The following is a 19,631-nucleotide window of genomic DNA, read 5'->3' on the forward strand; positions in this document are numbered from 1 at the left end:
GGGCTGATTATTTTCCTAATAATTCTTCCAGTTTCTTTTCCAGCGCCGCTCCTCTAAGGTCTTTTCCCACAATTTTTCCTTGCGGGTCAATCAGGAAGTTTGCCGGAATTCCCCTCACGCCATACAAAGTAGAGGCTGCATTTTTCCAGCCCTGTAAATCAGAAAGCTGGGTCCAGGTCAGACCGTCTTTTTCTATGGCCTGTAACCAATCCTGTTTTTTACCTGGTTGATCCAATGAAACGCCAAGTACCGTGAAATTTTTGTCTTTATAAGTTTGGTAGGCTTTGACTACATTAGGGTTTTCTTTTCTGCAGGGACCGCACCATGATGCCCAGAAATCCAGCAATACATATTTTCCTCTAAAATTTGATAATTTCACAGGTTTGTCGTTCACATCATTCTGACTAAAGTCCATTGCCATGGCGCCAATGGAGGTTGCCCGTGCTTTGTCCATTGATTTTGCAAATTCTTTGCCTGCAGCACTGTTTTTTAAACCTGCAGACAGCTTATTGAAAACAGGTTCCAGGATATTGACATCCATATTGCTGTCGCCGATTTCTTTCAGTGCCACTAAACTGAAAAAGGAATCCGGATGTGCTTTAATATACTTATTTAGCAGAACATCCCTTTCTGCTTCTGCTTTAGCATACCTGGCTTCAAGACCCTTTTGAAATTCAGGGTCTTTTTGTTGTTCTTTGGATGTCTTTTCATATTTCGAATTTAAAGTCGTCATCACCTTCCCAAGGTAATTTTCATTGGCTTTATACCCTAGGTATTCCATGTTGATCTTTGGACCAGAAACCGTTGCTTTTTTAATGGAATCTGTGGCATTGATCTGGATTTCCCCCTTTTCCAGGTAGACCGCCAGGACGTCCTGCTTCTTCTTGTTTTTGATACCGGTTCCTGTATGGTCTAATATTAAGGAAGCCCTGAGGGGATCGGTTATTGTTCCTTTGAATTGAAAAGTGCCATTATTGAGGGCGACGGAATCCAGAACGTTGCTGCCATTTAAACGGTAGCTGAGGTAGACTTTTGCGGGTGCATTCAGTTGGCCGACTTTGCCATCCAGCAGATATTCATTGCTTTGGGAATAACCTAGAAAAGGTATGGCAAGCAATGTGATCAGTATTATTTTCGTGTTTTTCATTAACATATATTTATTTTAAACATTTAATCTATTAGAGTTGATTTTTGACTTGATCATCATCAGATGGCATCAAATCAGCTCATTTCGTTGATTTAAGTTGCTGTTTAACAATCTCGTCCAGCAGCTCTGCATTTTTTGAAGTATTGCCAACAAAACGTTTGATGATGATCCCATTCCGGTCAATCAATACTTTTGTCGGAAATGCATTAACCGCATAGTCGCTCAGTATTCCTTTGTTTTTATCACTTCTGTTATTGGTATTCAAGACATTTATCCAATCCATTTTATCTTCATCGAGCGCTGTTGTCCATTTTTTATAATCAGTTTCCGGGTTTCCGGATTCATTGGAAACACCTAAGATTTCAAGCCCTTTGGATTTATATCCGCTGTATAATTCTTTCAGGTGTGGATGGGTTTGTCTGCAAGGCATACACCAGCTGCCCCAGAAATCAAGTAGCACGAGCTTTCCTTTAAGTGAGGAGAGGCTTTGGTCTTTCCCGTTTCTATCTTTGAGGATAAAGTCAGGAGCAAGCGCACCAATAGCTGTTTTTTTTGCTTTTTCAATCCTTGCAGCATAAGCTATACCCTCGGCCGAAGCCTTTAATGAGGATTGCAGTTTTTGAAACATTGGCTCAATTTCCGAAGGCTCAAGAGTGCTTCTGGTATATTCCTGCAACATGTCAAATGCAATTCCGGATTCAAGATGGGTCACCATGAAATCCCGTTCAACTGAATCAATCTGATCCTGAATGGCATAACTTTTCTTCGTGTATTTTGCAATTGCCTGAACATCCTTGCTTTCATATATTTTTCTTCCTTCACTTTCATACAGTGCAGCACTACGGGTATAAAATGGAGCTAGTTTTGCCATTAATTGCTGATGGTCTGTCTCTGCCAAAGCGCCTTTAATGATGGTTTGCTGAAGTTTTTCTGAAGAATTGGCCAATAGCGTTCCCTCATCAAGATAGAATTCATGGGCATAGTCTTTTAACAGGCGGGTGCTGCGGTAGTATTTTTCGACACTATCAGCAACTTTCAACTGGATTACTGCCTTAACAGGATACTGTAAGCTGCCTTTGAAATGGTAGTTGCCATTATTGAGTACAGCGCTGTCTGTAAATTGTTGTCCGTTTTGTTGATATTTCAGATAGATGGTGTTGTTAACGGCACGTTTAGTATCTGCGACTTTTCCTTCAATGGTAAAAGTCTTATTTTTTAATTGACACATGCCTATCGCAGGCACAAGTGACAAGGCTAGTAAGATCTTTTTCATGATTATCTTTTTTCTTTATAGAACATACTGGTGATGCGGCCGAATCCTCCGTAAATGTTGGTAGCTGTACCTATAGAGCCGGTTCCTGATACCTCAAACTCGTTTACTTTACCTTCAGTGCCGTTGTAAGTAGCGATATAGATTTTATCCAATGTTCGCAGCGGCATATAGAAATTTTCAAATTCAGAGATCCTGCTTACTGCAAATTTCATATCTGTAATTTCTTCTGTTGCAGCGAAGGAATAGATCAGTCTTGTCATATTGGATTTGTAGTCATAAGAATAGATCTTGTTCTGGGCTGCAAAATAGATATTCGGCAATTTGGTAGATCCGGCAAATATTTTTGCTGTTTTCATCTCAGGAGCGTCAGTAATGGCTTTATAATCTGCTCCTGCTTTTTGAGTAGATACAGGGTATATCTGATAGAAATACATTTCTCCGGCATCATCTTTCATGAGCCAGTTGTAATACAGGTAATCATTGGAATAGCCGGCATACACACACTTTTTCTTTACGTTGTTGGGATCAAATGCGCCAGGGGTAGACATGTCCTTGCTATAGGTATTGTATTCTCCGATTTTAAATCCTGAGTACCACAGAAAACGCCCGTTCTTTTGGTCATAACTGATCAGATCCGTTTTATTGGGCAGGTTAATTCTCCCTCCGGTAGTTGAAGTGATGATAAAAGGGGCAAGCTCATAATCCCCTAAAAGGGCGCCTTCAAAGATGGGTGTTGCTTCGTACGGAAAGCCGAATTGCATCTTGCCGTTTACAATTGCATAAATGGCATTGCTGTTTCCATTTTGCTGGGTAGTCTGCAGATTTATATTTCCCGAAGGGGCAATCGCCATAAATTCTGAAAAGGGTTTGCTCAGCTTGTAGTTTTCCGGATTCAATTCCATTGGATTTCTGCTTTCCGATGTTAAAAACAGATTGATGGGCTTCTGAACTGCTATTCCGCCTTTAAAGTAGAATCCATCCAGTTTTCCGACAGGCTTTGGAATAAACTGACCTCCATTTGCGTCACTAAATAAATTCCTGTAAACAGTGCCGTTGAATGCGATCTGACAGATATCTCCGCCTTGTACTTTTTCTTCCAATACGACCAGACCGCTGCTGAATTTAGAACTGACCATGAGATTAGCAGTTTTTGTTGTCCCGATACCGGTGCTCTCATCCGTAGCGGTAAATACGAGGGTATAACCACCGATTGGAACGGTAATGGCCTTCTTCAGGTTTTTTTCTGAAGATAATTCTACTGCCGGATCATAATTGTTGGAGTAGAGATACCAGCGGTATTTGTATTTGCCATTTTGTACATTTTCCTGCTTCATATCAGGGTTAATCCGAAGGGTATCGTTAATCAATATTTCATAATTTCCGCTTTGATTGAAATCTGCAATGGTAATTTCATGAATTGGCTGGAGGTCATAATTTCCTTTGTCTTTGGCACAGGACGCCATCAAAGCAGAAAGGATGATCAGGATAAAGAGAAAGTTGATGTTCTTTTTCATAGTGCTTATAGTTTAGGAAATGTAACCTGACTGCCGTTTTCGTCGAGCATAGGCCCGTTTTTCTTTTCGTACTCATACAATGCGGTAACCATCCTGGAATAGTAAATAGTCATCTGATCTGAGGTGGGTGCATTTTCTCCATATCGTGCATAGGGAGGCCAGACGCTCCGGCCGGTCACATCTATAACGAATTTGTACTTGACTGCGCTGTATGCGCCAAAGAAGTACTTAAACCAGCTCCCGGAAAGGTCCCAGGTATCAGGTTTCAGGATCTGATCACTTAATTTGATCAGGAAAACATTGGTATAAATGTTTAACGGATTTCCATTGGTTGTATTTGGCGTTTTTGTGTTGGAAATGAGCAGCGGAAATTCACTGTTAGGTTCCATCCTCAGGTAAATTCTTACCTGACGGTTTTTTAAGTCCGCAGTTCGCCTGACTACCACAGGTACTTTAGCTGTATACTCACCACCATTTACCGAAGTATTTACGATGGTATAGTGCTGTTCCGGTATTGCTGTAGAATTGCCTGGGTTGGCCGTAAGCGGAACCATTCTGTTCGCGGAAGCGGGAGTACCGGAGATCCTTACCGGGATAAAAATGGTGTCCAGCAGCCTGTTGTTCTCTTTTTCTGCAAAAGAGTAGGAGATGCTATCTCTGGATCCGGTCATCAGTTCCTTATTGATGTATATTGCCGGGAGATCCTGATATAAAAGATCTTTCTTCTTACAGGAAATCAGGGAAAGCAGCAGGCATAGGATCAGGATAGGATTGGGACTATATTTTATGGTTGGTGTTTTCATGATTTTTGATTTAACGGTTACCAAATTCGGTTTCATCATCGGGCAGAGGGAAAGTATAAGTCAGGTTCGTCATCGCAACTGTTGATCGTGGAATGCCGGGCCTTTCCAGACGTTTATAAAAGAAGAACAGCTGGCCCTCCCCATAAAATTCTTTAACGTATTCCTTCTCAATTTCGGCCATTCTCCGGTTTTCATCGAGTGTGATGTTCAGGTTTTCCAGGCCTCTCTGAGTCCTGATCTTATTGATCAGTTGTAAGGCCTGACCCAAATCAGGGCTGGCTTCTGCAGCGATATAATACATTTCCGAAAGACGGATCAGAGGAACTTGTTTTGCGATTTCTAAATTCGTCAATCCATCCTGCCAATACTTAGTGGTGTAAGACACATTGGTATAAGTTCTGATATTGTACAGGTAGCGGTAATCTGTAGTTCCTCCCTGTTGTGTCTCGTACAAACTGTTTACGGTGGCGGTACTTAAGTATAAAGTACTTGTCTGATAAGATGGAACCCCTTCAAGTCTAAACCTGCGGTCGACCATGTCTTTCAGTAGCGGGACTTGCAATGCGAAAATATGTTCCGTAGAAAAAGTACGGTCCTGATTGGCGCTCTGATTGAACGTGCTTCTGCTGACAAACGGAAATTTCTCCGAACTGATCAGCTCATTCGCATATTGGGCAGCCTTGATTTTATCACCTTTGTAGAGATATATCCTGGCTTTCAGCGCCTTTACCGCCCAGTAGTTAAAGTGGTTCCTGGTATAGCTGATAAAACGATCGTCATTTGCATAGAGCACCTCTTTGTTGACGGTTAACAGGCTTTCGGCCTCATCGAGGTCGGCGAGGCAGGCGCTGATTACGGCATTTGTGGTACTCAAAGGGGTGATGGTCTTTCCAAAAGTTTTGATATAAGGAATAGCTGCTGTATTTCCTCCGGTGGCAGGCATCGGACCGAACATTCTCAACAGATCAAAGTGAAGAAAGGCCCTTAATCCAAGTGCTTCGCCTTTTACGATGTTATAGTGATTTTTAAAAAGGACTGATTTTGACGTTTCTACATGATCCAGTATGTTGTTTACCCCCGCAATGGCAGTATACATTTTAGACCAGATCACTTTTATCGTGTCTTTTACTGCAGGGGCACTATAGTTATATTTGGCATGTTCTAAAAATGAGTTTCCGGTGAGGGAGGTCTGATAATTCTGACCCATTGCACTTAAGGTAGTCATGGTCAGGTTATCCGCATATAGCCCGCGTTCCATCTTTACATAACTTCCCATTAACGCCTGATTAAAGCCTGCCTCTGTGCTGTAAAACGCTTCCTGTTGTACCTGGGTTCCAGGACTCACATCCAGCCATTTTTTGCAGGAGGCCAGTCCTGTAATCAGGATCAGCGCCGAGAATAAATAGGTAATTCTTTTCATGATGCAATAGTTAAGGAGGTTAAAAAATACTTGTGGATAGGTTTAGTGTATAACTTTGGGCAAATGGATAATCCAGCCCCCGTTCTCTTTTGATAGAAGACAGACGGAATGGAGTGGCCATATAGAACTCAATTCTCGTATTGGAGAGATTTGCTTTTTTTAGCCATCGGCTTTTTTCAGGAAACTGATAGGTAAAAGACAACCGGGATGCTTCCAATGTATATTCTTTTTGTACAAATCTGGAGGTGGCCAGGGTAGTTTCAGCTACAGGGCTGTTTCCTGTGTTGCCAACAATGCCTTTAAAGAAAGTCCGGTCGCCTGGATTTCTCCACCTTTCGGTCGCAATCCTGCGGTCTACATTGTAGGTGATATTGGCATTCTCGATGCGGTCTACCAGGGTCTGATTATAGAGGTCTGCACCTAAACGATAAGTCATGTAAATATTGAAACCAAAGCCTTTATAGTCTACCCCGGTGCTGATGGTACCCGTAACTTTTGGATTGGTATCACCCACGGCGACCTTATCCAGGGAGTTCCATACATAGGTTGCATTTCCATTTCTGTCCAAAAAGAGCTCCTGACCATTTGCCGGATCAATTCCGAGACTTCTTACCGCAAAAATTCTGGTCAGCGATTCTCCTTCCTGATAATAGCTTTTAGGCTTGTTCCTGTTTGGATTATTCAGATCCTGATCATCTTTGTTTGATTTTTCATTAAGTTTCTTTAAAGCATTAGAAATCTTATCAATGGTATTTCTGTTTCCGTATGCAGACAAGCCTACTCTCCAGAACAACTGTTGTCTTGGTTTCTGTAAGATGGCATAATTTAAACTCGCCTGCCAGCCCACATTCTTTAAAGCACCCATATTTTCTTTGTAGCTGCCGAAGCCTAAAGAAGGTGGAGTACTGACATCAAGGATTAGCCCATCGGTGGTATTGTGATAAAAATCTGCAGAAAAAGCAAGCCTGTTGTTCAGAAATGTGGCATCCAGGCCAACGCTTTTCTTGAAACTTTTCTGCCAGCCCAACGCAGAATTTCCGTATCCCATAAGGAATGCACTTAACTGATCCAGGTAATATTCCTGGTTAAAATAATCATAAGTAGTTAAGGCCATATAAGGAGGGAAGTTCTGGTCCCCGGTTGTGCCTACAGATCCTCTGATTTTAAGAAAGTTGATCCATTTCAACTTACTGATGAATTCTTCACGGTGCAGGTTCCAGCCCATTCCTAAAGACCAGAAAGGTGCAAGTTGTTTGTCTTTCCCGAATTGTGAGGAAGCGTCTGCACTGGCGGAAAGATCTAAAAGATACTTGTTGTCGAAAGCATAATTGATATTCAGGCGGCTACTGATGAGCCGGGTGATTCCCTGAGTACCGATAGGCTTGTTTTTTGTGGGATCGAATTTGCTTCCAAATATTAAGTCTGAGACTTTTTCATTGGGAAACCCGATGACCGTTACTGAAGATTCGTCGAGCTTTCCCTCATTTACATTGACATTTCCAGTCACGTAAACCAAATTTTTATTCCAGTTTTTGCGAATGTCAAAGCCCAGGTTGGCATCGATCAGATCACTGGTTCCATTGCTCTTTTTGTAACTGCCCCGTTCGGTAATGAGTTTATCTTCAAATATCGTATTGTTGGCGGAGAGGTACTTATCCGCAGAGGTCGTGTTGTGGGTATAGCTGGCGCCACCTGTAATTCTGATCCAGGGCTGAAGTGACCATTCAAATTTAAAGTTGTTGGTAAAACCAAGCTGACGGTTAAAATCTTTGCTCGGTAAGGACGCATTGTATAATGGGTTGCTGTAATAATTGTATAAAGCACCTCCGCCAACATTTCTTCTTCCCTGACCCAGAAATTTCACCAGTTGTCCGTCCTCATCGTAGGGTGTCCAGTATTGATTTAATTTAGAGTAATCGGAGAAGCTTCCATATGCACTGTTTGTTGCTTTTACACTGTTGACTGAAAGGTCATTTCCAAACAAGAGTTTAGGCGTACGGTAAGTGAGGGTAACGCCGCCACTGACTTTTTCTCTACCGGATTCTTTCATCACAGCCTGGTCGTTCTGACTATTTAAATTGATGCCGTAGCGTACCACCGGATCACCTCCTTCGAGGTAGAGCGAGTGATTGTTTCCGTAGGCCGTTCTTAGCGGTTGTGACAGCCAGTAGGTATCCACACCCCTGGTTACGTCTTTTAGACGTTCGTTATATTCCTGATCCCTTAGTATTTGTAAAAAGGGAGAATTTCCGGGTTCATTATAAAAGCCGACTTCTTTCTCAAAATTCAGTTTATCCTTTGCATTGAGCAGGTCATAACTGGTCAGGTCAGGAGTCGTCATCGTTACGCCACCCCGGTACGAAACCCGTACACTTCCCTCTTTAGGTTGTCGTGTATCAATGATAATGACCCCGTTGCTGGCCCTGGAGCCATAGATTGAAGTCGCTGCGGCATCTTTTAAGATCGTAATGCGCTCCACTCTGTTCAGGTCCAAATCGTAAATACGTTGGAGCGGAACCTGAAATCCATCCAATATAAATAGCGGTGCATTCGGTTTATCACCATAAGCATTTTTTAAGGCAGTATTGGAGGTCGACTGCGGGAAGTTGTTCTGTCCTCTGAGTTCTATATCAGGTAACTGGTTGGGATCGGAACCCAGATTGATGTTCTCCGGAAGCTGTACTGAGGGATCCAGGATGCTGATGGCGGCCAGTATGTTTTGGGAAGAAACACGTTTTAATTCTTCTGCAGTAATGGTCTTTGCCGAGCCGGTGAAATTTTCTACCGGTCTTTTATAAACTCCGGTTCTCACTACAAATTCCTTTAGAGAATTATTTTGAATGACCATTCTTACCGTAATCTTTCTTGTTTTATCCTCTATTTTAACATCTCTGGAATCATAGCCGACGTAGTTAATCCTTAACGTTTTAACGGTTTCCGGGATGGTGATGGAAAATTTTCCTTCCTTGTTGGTGAAGGTTTTTACAGAAGAACCAAGGGCCAGGACTGTGGCGTTGGCGAGTGGAATTTCCCCATCTTCAGAAACGACTGTTCCTTCAATCGTTCTGACTTGTTGCCGGGTTCCACTCAGCTCTTGAGCATAGCTGCTGAGTTGTTTAATAATAATGGTTTTTTCTTCTATAGAATAGCTAAGTTGCTGATCCAGCATGCATAACCTCAATACTTCATTAACAGGGGCATTTTTTACATTAATGCTGACTGGATTTGCGGCCCTGATCAATCTGGTATCTCCAAAAAAGTCGTATCCGGTTTGTGAACTTATTTTTTTCAGAACGGATTCAAGAGAGACATTCCTTTCGTTTAGGGTAACAGTTTGTGCGGTGGTCGACGCACTGATCTGCATGATCGCAAGGAAAATTATGAGTGTGGTGAGTTTCATAATAAGCAGCAATTGTCTAGGTATATAAAAGCCCGGTTTAGGCTTATACAGATGGTGAAAATTCATACATTTGTTCGGGTTTAGCTGACATACTCCTCCTGTTCGCAGAAGGAATCGGACGTCAGGGTTTCTTGATTAAAAAAGTTTAAGCACTTGTTCGACAGGTAAATCCAATGCTTATACCGGAAGTGTGTCGAGCACTTTCGGTATGTTTTCATCGGAACCGTCTGTCTGTTGCATCAATAATTAATGTAACATTATCTCATAACGGTGATCCTCCTTCCTTCTATTTTAAAATGAACTTCCCCGGATTTCTCCAGGATCTTTAACACCGAGGTGATATTCTTGGAACGGGAGATGTTCCCCAAAAAGGAGGTGTTACTGAAGGTATCCTGATAATGAATATCGACATCATACCATCTTGATATTTTTCGCATAATGCTTTCCAGGTTCTCATCATTGAAGCTGAAAAGACCCCTTTTCCAGGCAATTGCATCATTTTCATCTACATTCCGGATGTCAATATTTCCGGCTTTAAGCGTGGACTGCTGCCCGGGTTTTAAGATGATATTTCTATTTGCTTTGTCGGAAACACGAATGGAGCCTTCCAAAAGTGTGGTTTTGGTTTGCCCTTCATCCTGATAACTGTTGATGTTAAAATGGGTTCCGAGAACCTGTGTTTCCTGTTTTTCTGTAACCACAATGAATGGCTTGTTTGCATCTTTGGTAACTTCAAAGTAAGCCTCTCCAGACAATTCTACTCTTCTGTCCGGCAGATTCCTGAAACTCGCGGGAAAACGGACTGAGGATGCGGCATTCAACCATACCTGAGTGCCATCCGGCAAATTGATCTGATATTTGCCGCCACGTGGGGTACTGATGGTATTGTAGGTAATGGCCTGTCCGGTATTTTCGGATATTTCCTTTTGGCCGGCAGTTTCATAGATCAGTTCTCCGTTCGTTTTTTTGGTGATGGTTAGTCCTGCCTGGGTGGCGATTTCTCCATTCTTTGAATGACTAAGGTCTATCGTTTGTCCGTTGGCAAGCGTTAAAATCGCTCTATTGCCTCCCGTTATGATTTCCTGATTTGCAGGACCTGCTGTCGTTGGTGTAGCCTGTTGATATTTAAAGAAAAGAAATCCGATGGAAAGCAGTAGAATGATAGTTGCTGCAATCTTTAAGAGTATGCCCATGCGAATGGGAGATCGCTGAGGAATCTTCCTAAGGAGGCCGGGACGGTCAATATCAACTTCAATCTGAGTAAACAAAGAATTTAACCACAGCTCCTGTTGTGCTTTGTTCATGGCCAACCATTCGTTGTCTTCCTTGTTGTAGGTTTCAAGCCATGTTTCTACATTTTGTTTCTCGGCCTCCGAACAAGTCCCATTAAAATAACGGTCCAGAAGATCTTTTATCTCATTCATTTCAATACAGTTGAGGTTTGCTGCATTGTCGTATGAAAAGACCCGAGGTACTATAACATTTAAAAAAAAATGAAAATAAAATCAGAGCAGCAGTATAGAAAGCCGCTCGAGTGTCTCCCGAAGTGATTTCATTGCGGTGGTCAGTTGATTTTTTACAGTCTGATCGGATAAGTTGAGTTGCGTTGCAATCTCGGAGATGGTTTGATGCTCATCCCGGCTGAGCTTATAGATTTCTCTGGTACGGGGAGGGAGTTGTGCTATAGCCAGGTCTACGATCTTCTTCAATTCTTTTGCTTCCAGTTCTTTTTCAGGACTATGACCGGTGTGCATGGCTAAAGACTGAACGATAATGGCATACTCTTCCCGGGTTACATTTTTACGGATTTTATCAATGACCTTATACCTTACTGACGCAAACAGATAAGATTGCAGAGAAGTATTAACCGGTATTTTAATACGGTCTACCCATAAAGCTGCGAAGAGGTCCTGAATCAAATCTCTTGCATCGTTTAAAGAATATAGTTTTGAACTGGCAAAATCGGTAAGCCGACGCGCATGCCTGCGGTATATTTCGGCAAAGGCATCCCGGTCATCCTGCTTCAGCAAGTCGACAAGTTCCAAATCTGAATTGGCCTGGTAAGATCCCATGTCCCCTTTATCCCCCCCGGGTAGAATTATAATGTTATTCGAACCCAATGTTAAATAATTTTTTCTACAATATTATGATTATGTAGCGATTAGGGTCAAAAGGATCTTGAAGGTAAAAGAAGAAGGGCTGCCAAAAAAGTTCGCTAATGATACCATTACCTAATTTTTGACAGCCCTCTGAGCATGAAATTTAGCAGTATTTTTTATTTAATTAACTGACTCAGCTTTTTCGCCAGTTCTTCTCCACGAAGGTTACTGGCAATGATGACGCCATTAGGATCAATCAGGAAATTTTGCGGAATAGCCGTGATTGCATAGAATCCAGCCGCCTGATTTTTCCAGCCCATCAGGTCACTTACTTGTGTCCATGGCAAAGCATCATCTTTGACGGCTTTTAACCAGTTCTCTTTCTTGTCGTCTAAGGAGACTGCAAGGATGTCAAAGTTTTTATCTTTAAATTCGTTGTAAGCCTTTAAAACATTCGGGTTTTCTGCGCGACAAGGGCCGCACCAGCTTGCCCAGAAGTCTAGCAGCACATATTTTCCTTTATAGGAACTGAGGGAAACCATTTTGCCATTTACATCAGGCTGACTAAAATCCATCGCTTTAACCCCAACCGCTGTTTTCTTTACAATGTCGAGTTTTTTCGCCATGGCTTTGCCACTAACTGTATTTCTTAACCTGTCGCTAAGGCCATTGAATAAAGGTTCAAAAGTTTTGGGTCTGATGATGCTGCCTCTTTCCTTAACAAGGTCAAAGCTGACGTAAGAATCGGGATGAGATTTGATAAAAGCTTGTTCTTTTGCGTCTACCTTCTGACTTAAAGGGCCCATCAGTTGCTGGATTTCCTGTAGGCGTTTTATGGTATCCATTCCTTTTCCTTGAGTTCGGACCAATATGGGGATCATTTCTGCCCTCAAAGGTGCTGCCTGATCCGTTTCTGGTTTTAGTCTTGCCTGGAGTGTGAGGTATTCCGACTGTGTTTTTCCACCGCTGATTATTGCTGTCTTTGCGGTTGATATGCCTTTAACGGTAATTATCCCTTTCTCAAGAAAGAAATCCTGTTCATCTGTTCTCAACATTCTCTCGATAAAAGATATGGAAGGATCGGAATTGAGCGGTTTAAGGCTGAGAGATGCTTTGACTGGCTCCGTGCCAATTTGTCCTTTGAAACTGAATGCTCCATTTTTTGTGAGGGTAGAATCTTCCACTCTTTTATCGTTCAGTCTGTAGTTTAAAAAGACTTTCATTTCTTCCTTTAGTGTGCTGAACTTTCCGTTTAGGGAAAAGCTGTTTTGTGCCTCTGCAGTAAAAGCCAGCAGGCTCATGCCAGCTATCATATAGGTTATTCTTTTCATTATATATAGTTTATGGTTATTTCATTAATTCAGCCAGTTTTCCGTTTATCTCAGTCCCGTCTCCGGTATATCTGGCCAGGATTTTACCTTCTTTATCCAATAAGATTTTAGTAGGAAAAGCACTGATGCCATACAGTTTAACGATGTCTTGTTTGTCTGCACCCTCGTTATTTAACAGTTGTATCCATGGTAGGTCATCTTCTGCAACAGCTTGCAGCCAGCTCTTTTTTTGTTCCTGAAGCGAAGCCCCGTTTTCATAGGCGATTCCCAGTATTTCAAAGCCCTTATTTTTGTATTGCTGATAAAGCTGTTTTAAATGTGGATGACTGGCACGGCATGGACCACACCAGCTTCCCCAGAAATCAAGCAATACATATTTTCCCTTGTATTTCCCAAGGTCTATAGTATTGCCTTCTTTGTCGGTTTTGACAAAGCTGATGGCTTGCTGGCCTGTCTTAGTTGCCTTTAATCCATTGATCTTATCTGCGATTACTTTTCCGTATGCGGTTTGCCGTATGCTTTTATCGAGTTTCAGGTACATGGGCTCCAGCACTTCCAGTGGGGTAGAGACCAGGTAAGCCTGCATGATATAAGGTGTAATCCATGCTTTTGGATTTGCAGCAATGAATTGTTTTCTGATCTGGTCTTTTTGATCATCTGCCACTTTAATGCTATCGCTATACTTTTTCATTAGTAAAGTATCTTTCGCTTTTTTTGCCAGACGGTAGTGTTGATCTAAACGGGCTGAAATCAGGTCTGTTTTTTCAGATAACTGCTTGTACTTGTTAAAAGGAGCATTGTATAAGTCGTCACTTAGCTTTGCCTGATCCAGGTTTTTGGCATCTCCGGTAATGTGAAGCCGGGTAGGAGAGAGGATCAATTGCTGCATATTCATGTTTTTCCCCTGGACTTTTGTCAGAAAATAAGCCAGTGTAGGTTCTGCTATAGTTCCTTTCAGGGTAAACACACCATTTACAGCAGCAACAGAATCGAGGTGCATACCCTTTGCCTTGCTTTTATCGGCGTAGCCGAGTATTACCTTTGCATTGCCCTGGTTTTCTATTTTGCCTGTAATGATATATTCTTTGTCATTTTGCGCCCAGGCAGGAGCGGTAAGCAACAAGCCTAAGAGACCTGTAAGGATTATTTTCTTCATCTGTTAAGATTGGGTTTAGATTTATATACTTAAGACGAATGGGAAAAGTAAAAGACCCCCTTAAAAGCCGAGGAAAAAGAAAGAGCCCTCTCAGATCCTATGGAAGAAATAGGATCTGAGAGGGCCTCTTTTAAATATATAGGGTTGATTGGATTAAGGATTGTCAGGCATTCCCGGATTGGCATTAATGACTTTTGCCGGAAAACGGAATACAAAGCGTTCCGGCTTCAGCGGAAAATCACCGACTACTTCTCCTGTTTCTGAGAGGGCCTGATGTGAATAAGTTGTTCCGGCAAAAAGTGGGTCTACAGATAACCTGCGCATATCAAACCAACGATGCCCTTGTAAGGCAAATTCACGGATTCTCTCTTCTATAATGAATTTAATCATTGCCGTTTGATCTGTAATGTTCAGGACCGCATCAGCCGCCGGCATTCTGTTTTTAAGGAAAGCTTCCATGATTGCTTTTGCATTTGGTACGTCGGATGTACGGGCCTTTAGTTCTGCCCTGATCAGGTACATGTCGGGCATGTTCATTCCCAGTTGCACCAAAACAGGTCCAATCTTTCGTTTGACACCCGGAGCCTTAATCGGCGCACCGCCGTAATAGCTACTGCTCAGGAGTTTTAAGCGCTGGTCTCTTGCTCCATAAAGTGCAGCTGTCTTCGCGTTCAGGAGGAGGTCGTTTGCAAGAAAAGTATAATTGTTGGTCAGCTGTTTGGGGAAGAGCACTTCCAGGTTATCGCTTACGGAGGATGGACCTAACAAAAACATGGCCGGGCTCGTTGTTGGATTGTATCCCCATGGACCATTCACAGCCAGTGTGACATTATAATCGTAGAGTTCTACTTTGTAGGTTGTTGGAAGATGAGAAAATGCATTGTCCATTTGAACCAGTCCTTCAGGATATTTTCCCATAAATAAATAGATCTTTCCTAAAAGCGCCTCTGCCGCTGACTTCGATACCCGGGTTCTGTTTCCGGCAGAGATGGGTAGGGCAGGAATCGCGGTTTGAAGATCATCGATCATAAAATCATAAACTGCTTTTACCGATGCCCTTTCGAATTTGTTCAGCGTAACATCAGCCGCTGCAACAATAGGGAATCCCGGATCTGTTACTGCGGTTGCTTCCAGATATGGTTTTCCGTAATAGTTGATCAGCATAAAATAAACCCAGGCCCTATTTGTCAAAGCCTCTGCTTTTAAAGCCAGTTTCTGCTCTTCTGTTCCCCCTGCTGCATTCATGACTTCATTAATGATGATGTTGTAAGTGTAAAGCTGTTTCATCAGGACTTTAATTTCAGTTCCATCTTCATTAGGTTCATAAATTACATCTGCATATTGAAAGGCCCGTTTGGATTTTAGGGTGAGCATGTTCTTGAAATAGGGCTCGGTAGAAGTAATATCATCACCCAGAAACAATTGTCCGTCAACGTCGTTGGCATTAAAAAAAGGACTGTTTAATAACAGATTGTAATCATTGACGTTCTTTGCGACCAATTTTCCTTTTGGCTCCACCTCAAGAAAACTCTTCTTGCAGGAATATAGTCCCGCTGTCAGCAATAGAAGCAGGATGGTATATGTTTTTATCGTTGGCGTTTTCATTTGAAAAATTTTAAGAGAAATTAAAAACTGATATGTGCACCTAATGTAATGCTGTGTTGGTTGAAAGGGGCCGTTCTTAATCCTCCGGCAACCGATCCTCCCAGGGCGTTATGAAACTCCGGATCAATTCCGTATTTATTTGCTTTCCATAGCATCACGTTCGATAGCTGTGCCCTGAAGCTTATGCCTTCAACTTTTAGTTTGGCCATTAAATGTTTTGGTAAGCGGTAAGCCAGGGTTAAATCACGAAGTTTCAGGTAAGCCGCATCAAGGACATTGACATCGGCCATGGTATAATAGGAGACGTCTCTGGCGGCCAGACTTGCCGATCCGGCAGACATATATCCCGGGATATTGGTCATTGTTTCATCTCCGGGTTTTTTCCAGCGGTTAACAAATTCCGAGTTAATATTCCCGCCAAAGTTTGAATCAGAATAAAGACTTCTTCCTGCATATAGGGAATTGACATCTCTCCGCATCACGTGGCCGAGGTTAAATACGGTGTTTATGGTTAATGAAAAGGCTTTGTAACCAAGGGTATTACTTAATCCACCACTCCATTTAGGCTGAAAACTACCCATGTATTTCACATCTTCCGGTTTGGCAACATTCAATGCTTTAGTGATCGTTCCGTCATTCAGTTTAATTTGTGGATTTCCGGTATTGTCCAGTCCTGCATAATCGTACGCAAATACAGAAAAGGCAGAATAACCCTCCAGGTAAGGTTTGTTGATTTTATCGCTGCCAAGTACAATTGGACTTGCAAGGTTTAAACGGGTAATTTTATTTTTGTTGAAACTCAGGGTCAGTGAGGTATTCCATTTAAAATCACCCTTAACCAGATTTGCCGAAGAAAGGTTCAGGTCAAGCCCTGTATTGTTCATGTCGCCGGCATTACCGGTAATGCTTGGGAATCCGGTGAAGGGATTTAAGTCCATAAAGCCGATGAGGTTTTCTGTTTTCTTCTTATAAAAATCTATTGTTCCCTTTAAACGGTAATTGAGCAGGCTGAAGTCCAGTCCAAGGTTTAGGTTCTTTGTGGTTTCCCAGGTTAAGGTTCTGTTGGCAGGGGTGGAGAGGCTGAGTCCCACACCACCCGGATAGAATGGATTGTTAACTGAGGATAGGATGTCTTTTGAAGCTGCAGTTCCCGGATTGGGTGTGTTTCCGGTAATTCCATAACTGCTACGGATCACTAAAGCGTTTAGCCAGGAAAAATCGCTCATGAAATTCTCTTTTCCTATTTGCCAGGCCAGGCCTGTGCTCCATACGGGTTTATTCTGCGCTGATTTATCCTTACCAAAGAGGTTAGATTCATCTATTCTTGCTCCAGCGTTGATGGTGTATTTTCCGGCATAGGTATAACCGCCGTTGGCATAATAAGAATTGAACCGGGCATCCGATTCACTTTCGTTGTATAAATCGTTGGGCAGGACGCTGTTCCCTAAACCGCTCGGCATTACAGGATTTGACAATCCTTTTAAGGCAAGTGTAGCGTAGTCAATGAGGGTATAGGATAACAACTGATTGTTATAGCCTCTCACTGTTGTCCGGATCTGGCTGGAGAATTGTTTTTGTGCTTCTTGCCCAACCAGGAAAGTAACCTGGTGTATTTTTTCTTTCCAGGAGCGGTCATAAACCAACTGATTCCTCAAGGTCCATTCCTGATTTACGGAATTAGTGAGTGAATTTTTTCCACCTGATTCTGGTAGATAGTAGGTGGGTTTGCCACCGGCAGTAGCAGCAGCGACAGTAAAGGAGGTCAGCTCTGAGCGTACATTGTAATTATTCTGGTCCAGAAAAGTGACTGATTTACCTTGCGCCCTGCTGATTCCAAAGACGCCTTCGTACCTTAATCCATTTAGAATGCTGGCGGTAATACCGGAGGTTATTCTGCCTCTGAAAAGATTGTTTTTTGTACTGCCGGTATTGATTTCGTCCATTGGATTATACCTCAGACTGATCAGACTTTTGTTCTGATAACTTGTTCTCAGATCGTCAATGCGGTATAGCCAGGACATATCTGCATTACTACCATCTGGATTTTGAAACATGGCATATGGCAGAAAGCGGGCGTCTGGGCTAATTGTATTTTTAGAACTGCTTAGGTTGTTTCGCAGATCAGTAATCAGGTGCATTTTTATCCGGTCATTGAATTTGAAATCCTGACGCAGGTTGAGGCTGTAATCATCATTTTTTGCTCCCGGAGTATTGCTCTGTGTTTTGGTATAGGCACCTGAACCATAAAAGCTGTATTTACTGCCTCCCCCAGATAAGGAAAGAGAGTGGTTCATTAGTGCGGAATTGCGGTACCACAGGTCTTTGATTTGTGATAAATTGGATTGGGCTGCAAGTGCATTTAACTGTTCATCTGCCTGAGCTGAAGTAATTAATCCCCGGGATTGGTTGTAAAGAATCAATTCATGTGGGGATACAGGGGCTGTTCCATTACCTGTTGCAGGTTTGGTGACTGTTGTCCAGGGATTTAGAACAGGGTCGAAGATTTCTCTGGCGCTTTGAATAAAGTCTCTGCTGTTCATCGTGTTCAGGTAATCCAGATCGGGCTTCCCCTGGAAATTGATAAAGCCATCATAGTTTACCTTTAACTCCCCGTTGTTAGCTCCTTTTTTTGTAACGATGACAATGACGCCGTTGGCAGCTCTTGAGCCCCAGATTGATGCGGATGTCGCGTCTTTTAATATGGTAATGTCTTCTACGTCATTGGGATTTACGGAATTGATATCTGTTACCGGAACGCCGTTGACTACAAACAGAGGGTCACGGTTGGTGAAATCACTGATTGTAGTGAGTCCTCTGATCATTACTGATGAGCTTCTTTTTCCGTTGATAAGATTTCCGGTAGGGCTTGTGGAATTGTTAATAACTAATCCCGGAATGAGTCCGTCGAGACGTTGAATTACACTCATAGACCCGGAACGGTTCTTTAATACATCCATATCCGGCTTGGCAATGGCTCCGGCGCTTCTCTCCCTTGCGATAGACTGGTATCCGGTGTTCACCATTACCGATACTTCCTGTAGATTACCTGCATCAGGAATCATTTTAATTACACCAATTTCTTTTGCAACTTTCACTGGTTGAGTCTTGTACCCAAGAAATGAGACGAGTAGTACCGCTTTTTCATCTACATTTTTAAGGGAAAATTCTCCGTTTTTGCCGCTGATTGCCGCAGCATTCCTTCCCTTTAAAGTGAGCGAATAGTCGCCCGTTTTTTTGTCGTTGTCGCCCTCGCTGATCACAATACTTATGGTGGCACCAACAAGGGGCCTTCCCATTTCATCTGTGATTCTGCCTTTTACATCTATTGTGGAAAAGTATGTGGATAACCTGTCTATAAGTGTTTCCTCCTTTTTAGTCAGGACCACAGTGTTCTGAACAATTTTATAGGTGAAAGGCAGATCTTTAAAACAAGCGGTCAGGGTTTCTTCCAGTGTTGCATTCCTGACATTGATACTTAGGTTGCGGGCTTTAAGGTCATCTACATTGTAAAAAAACAAGTATCCACTCTGCCTTTTAATAGATTGGAGTACCTCTTTTAAAGGCGCATTTTTCTCCGATAGGTTTATTCGTTGTCCATAACCTGCAGCACTGGCCTGCATCAGGGTTATAAAGACCATAAAGGTAATCAGTTTCATCATCAGCAATATTTTGGATGATCCCCAATTTCGGGGCATAGCGGTAGTAATCGCATTAATTTTCATTAGTTTTGCGTTAGTTTGAGTTCATACTGAAATGGTTATAGCAATTGTTTTTGCGTTTTACTCAGGCTCTGCCGGAAAGTGCTTCGACCCATTTTCCGGCTTCGTGATTTATAAAACGCGATGGTGCTCAGGGCTTTCGTAATCGTCTTTTCATCTTTGGT

The 19,631-nt window shown here is 42.4% G+C and carries 12 protein-coding genes; all 12 read right to left on the reverse strand.

Going from position 1 to position 19,631, the window contains the following annotated elements:
- Positions 1 to 7 precede the first annotated feature (7 nt).
- Positions 8 to 1,147, reverse strand: a complete 1,140-nt coding sequence (locus BLQ87_RS27695) for a TlpA disulfide reductase family protein (RefSeq protein ID WP_074612154.1) — start codon at positions 1,145 to 1,147, stop codon at positions 8 to 10.
- Between the two features lie 79 nt (positions 1,148 to 1,226).
- Positions 1,227 to 2,420 (reverse strand): TlpA disulfide reductase family protein, encoded by a 1,194-nt coding sequence (locus BLQ87_RS27700; protein ID WP_074612155.1) that lies wholly within the window; start codon positions 2,418 to 2,420, stop codon positions 1,227 to 1,229.
- A gap of 2 nt (positions 2,421 to 2,422) precedes the next feature.
- A complete protein-coding gene (locus BLQ87_RS27705; RefSeq protein WP_074612156.1) occupies positions 2,423 to 3,934 on the reverse strand; it encodes a PKD-like family lipoprotein in 1,512 nt (503 codons plus the stop codon).
- Between the two features lie 5 nt (positions 3,935 to 3,939).
- Positions 3,940 to 4,737, reverse strand: coding sequence for a DUF4843 domain-containing protein (locus tag BLQ87_RS27710; protein WP_172664979.1), 798 nt, complete (start codon positions 4,735 to 4,737; stop codon positions 3,940 to 3,942).
- Between the two features lie 10 nt (positions 4,738 to 4,747).
- Complete coding sequence (locus BLQ87_RS27715; RefSeq protein ID WP_074612158.1) at positions 4,748 to 6,157, reverse strand: RagB/SusD family nutrient uptake outer membrane protein; 1,410 nt, start codon at positions 6,155 to 6,157, stop codon at positions 4,748 to 4,750.
- A 19-nt stretch (positions 6,158 to 6,176) separates the two neighbouring features.
- A complete protein-coding gene (locus tag BLQ87_RS27720) occupies positions 6,177 to 9,557 on the reverse strand; it encodes a SusC/RagA family TonB-linked outer membrane protein (RefSeq protein ID WP_074612159.1) in 3,381 nt (1,126 codons plus the stop codon).
- A 257-nt stretch (positions 9,558 to 9,814) separates the two neighbouring features.
- Positions 9,815 to 10,981, reverse strand: a complete 1,167-nt coding sequence (locus BLQ87_RS27725; RefSeq protein WP_074612160.1) for a FecR family protein — start codon at positions 10,979 to 10,981, stop codon at positions 9,815 to 9,817.
- 81 nt (positions 10,982 to 11,062) lie between these two features.
- Positions 11,063 to 11,629, reverse strand: coding sequence for an RNA polymerase sigma factor (locus BLQ87_RS27730; RefSeq protein ID WP_074612161.1), 567 nt, complete (start codon positions 11,627 to 11,629; stop codon positions 11,063 to 11,065).
- A 203-nt stretch (positions 11,630 to 11,832) separates the two neighbouring features.
- Positions 11,833 to 12,987, reverse strand: coding sequence for an AhpC/TSA family protein (locus BLQ87_RS27735; protein ID WP_074612162.1), 1,155 nt, complete (start codon positions 12,985 to 12,987; stop codon positions 11,833 to 11,835).
- 16 nt (positions 12,988 to 13,003) lie between these two features.
- Complete coding sequence (locus BLQ87_RS27740; protein WP_074612163.1) at positions 13,004 to 14,143, reverse strand: TlpA disulfide reductase family protein; 1,140 nt, start codon at positions 14,141 to 14,143, stop codon at positions 13,004 to 13,006.
- A gap of 153 nt (positions 14,144 to 14,296) precedes the next feature.
- Positions 14,297 to 15,748, reverse strand: a complete 1,452-nt coding sequence (locus BLQ87_RS27745; RefSeq protein WP_083362088.1) for a RagB/SusD family nutrient uptake outer membrane protein — start codon at positions 15,746 to 15,748, stop codon at positions 14,297 to 14,299.
- A gap of 20 nt (positions 15,749 to 15,768) precedes the next feature.
- On the reverse strand, positions 15,769 to 19,407 hold the full coding sequence (locus tag BLQ87_RS27750; RefSeq protein ID WP_172664978.1) for a SusC/RagA family TonB-linked outer membrane protein: 3,639 nt from the start codon (positions 19,405 to 19,407) through the stop codon (positions 15,769 to 15,771).
- Positions 19,408 to 19,631: the final 224 nt, after the last annotated feature.

It is taken from the genome of Pedobacter steynii, assembly GCF_900103665.1.
GTDB lineage: Bacteria > Bacteroidota > Bacteroidia > Sphingobacteriales > Sphingobacteriaceae > Pedobacter > Pedobacter steynii.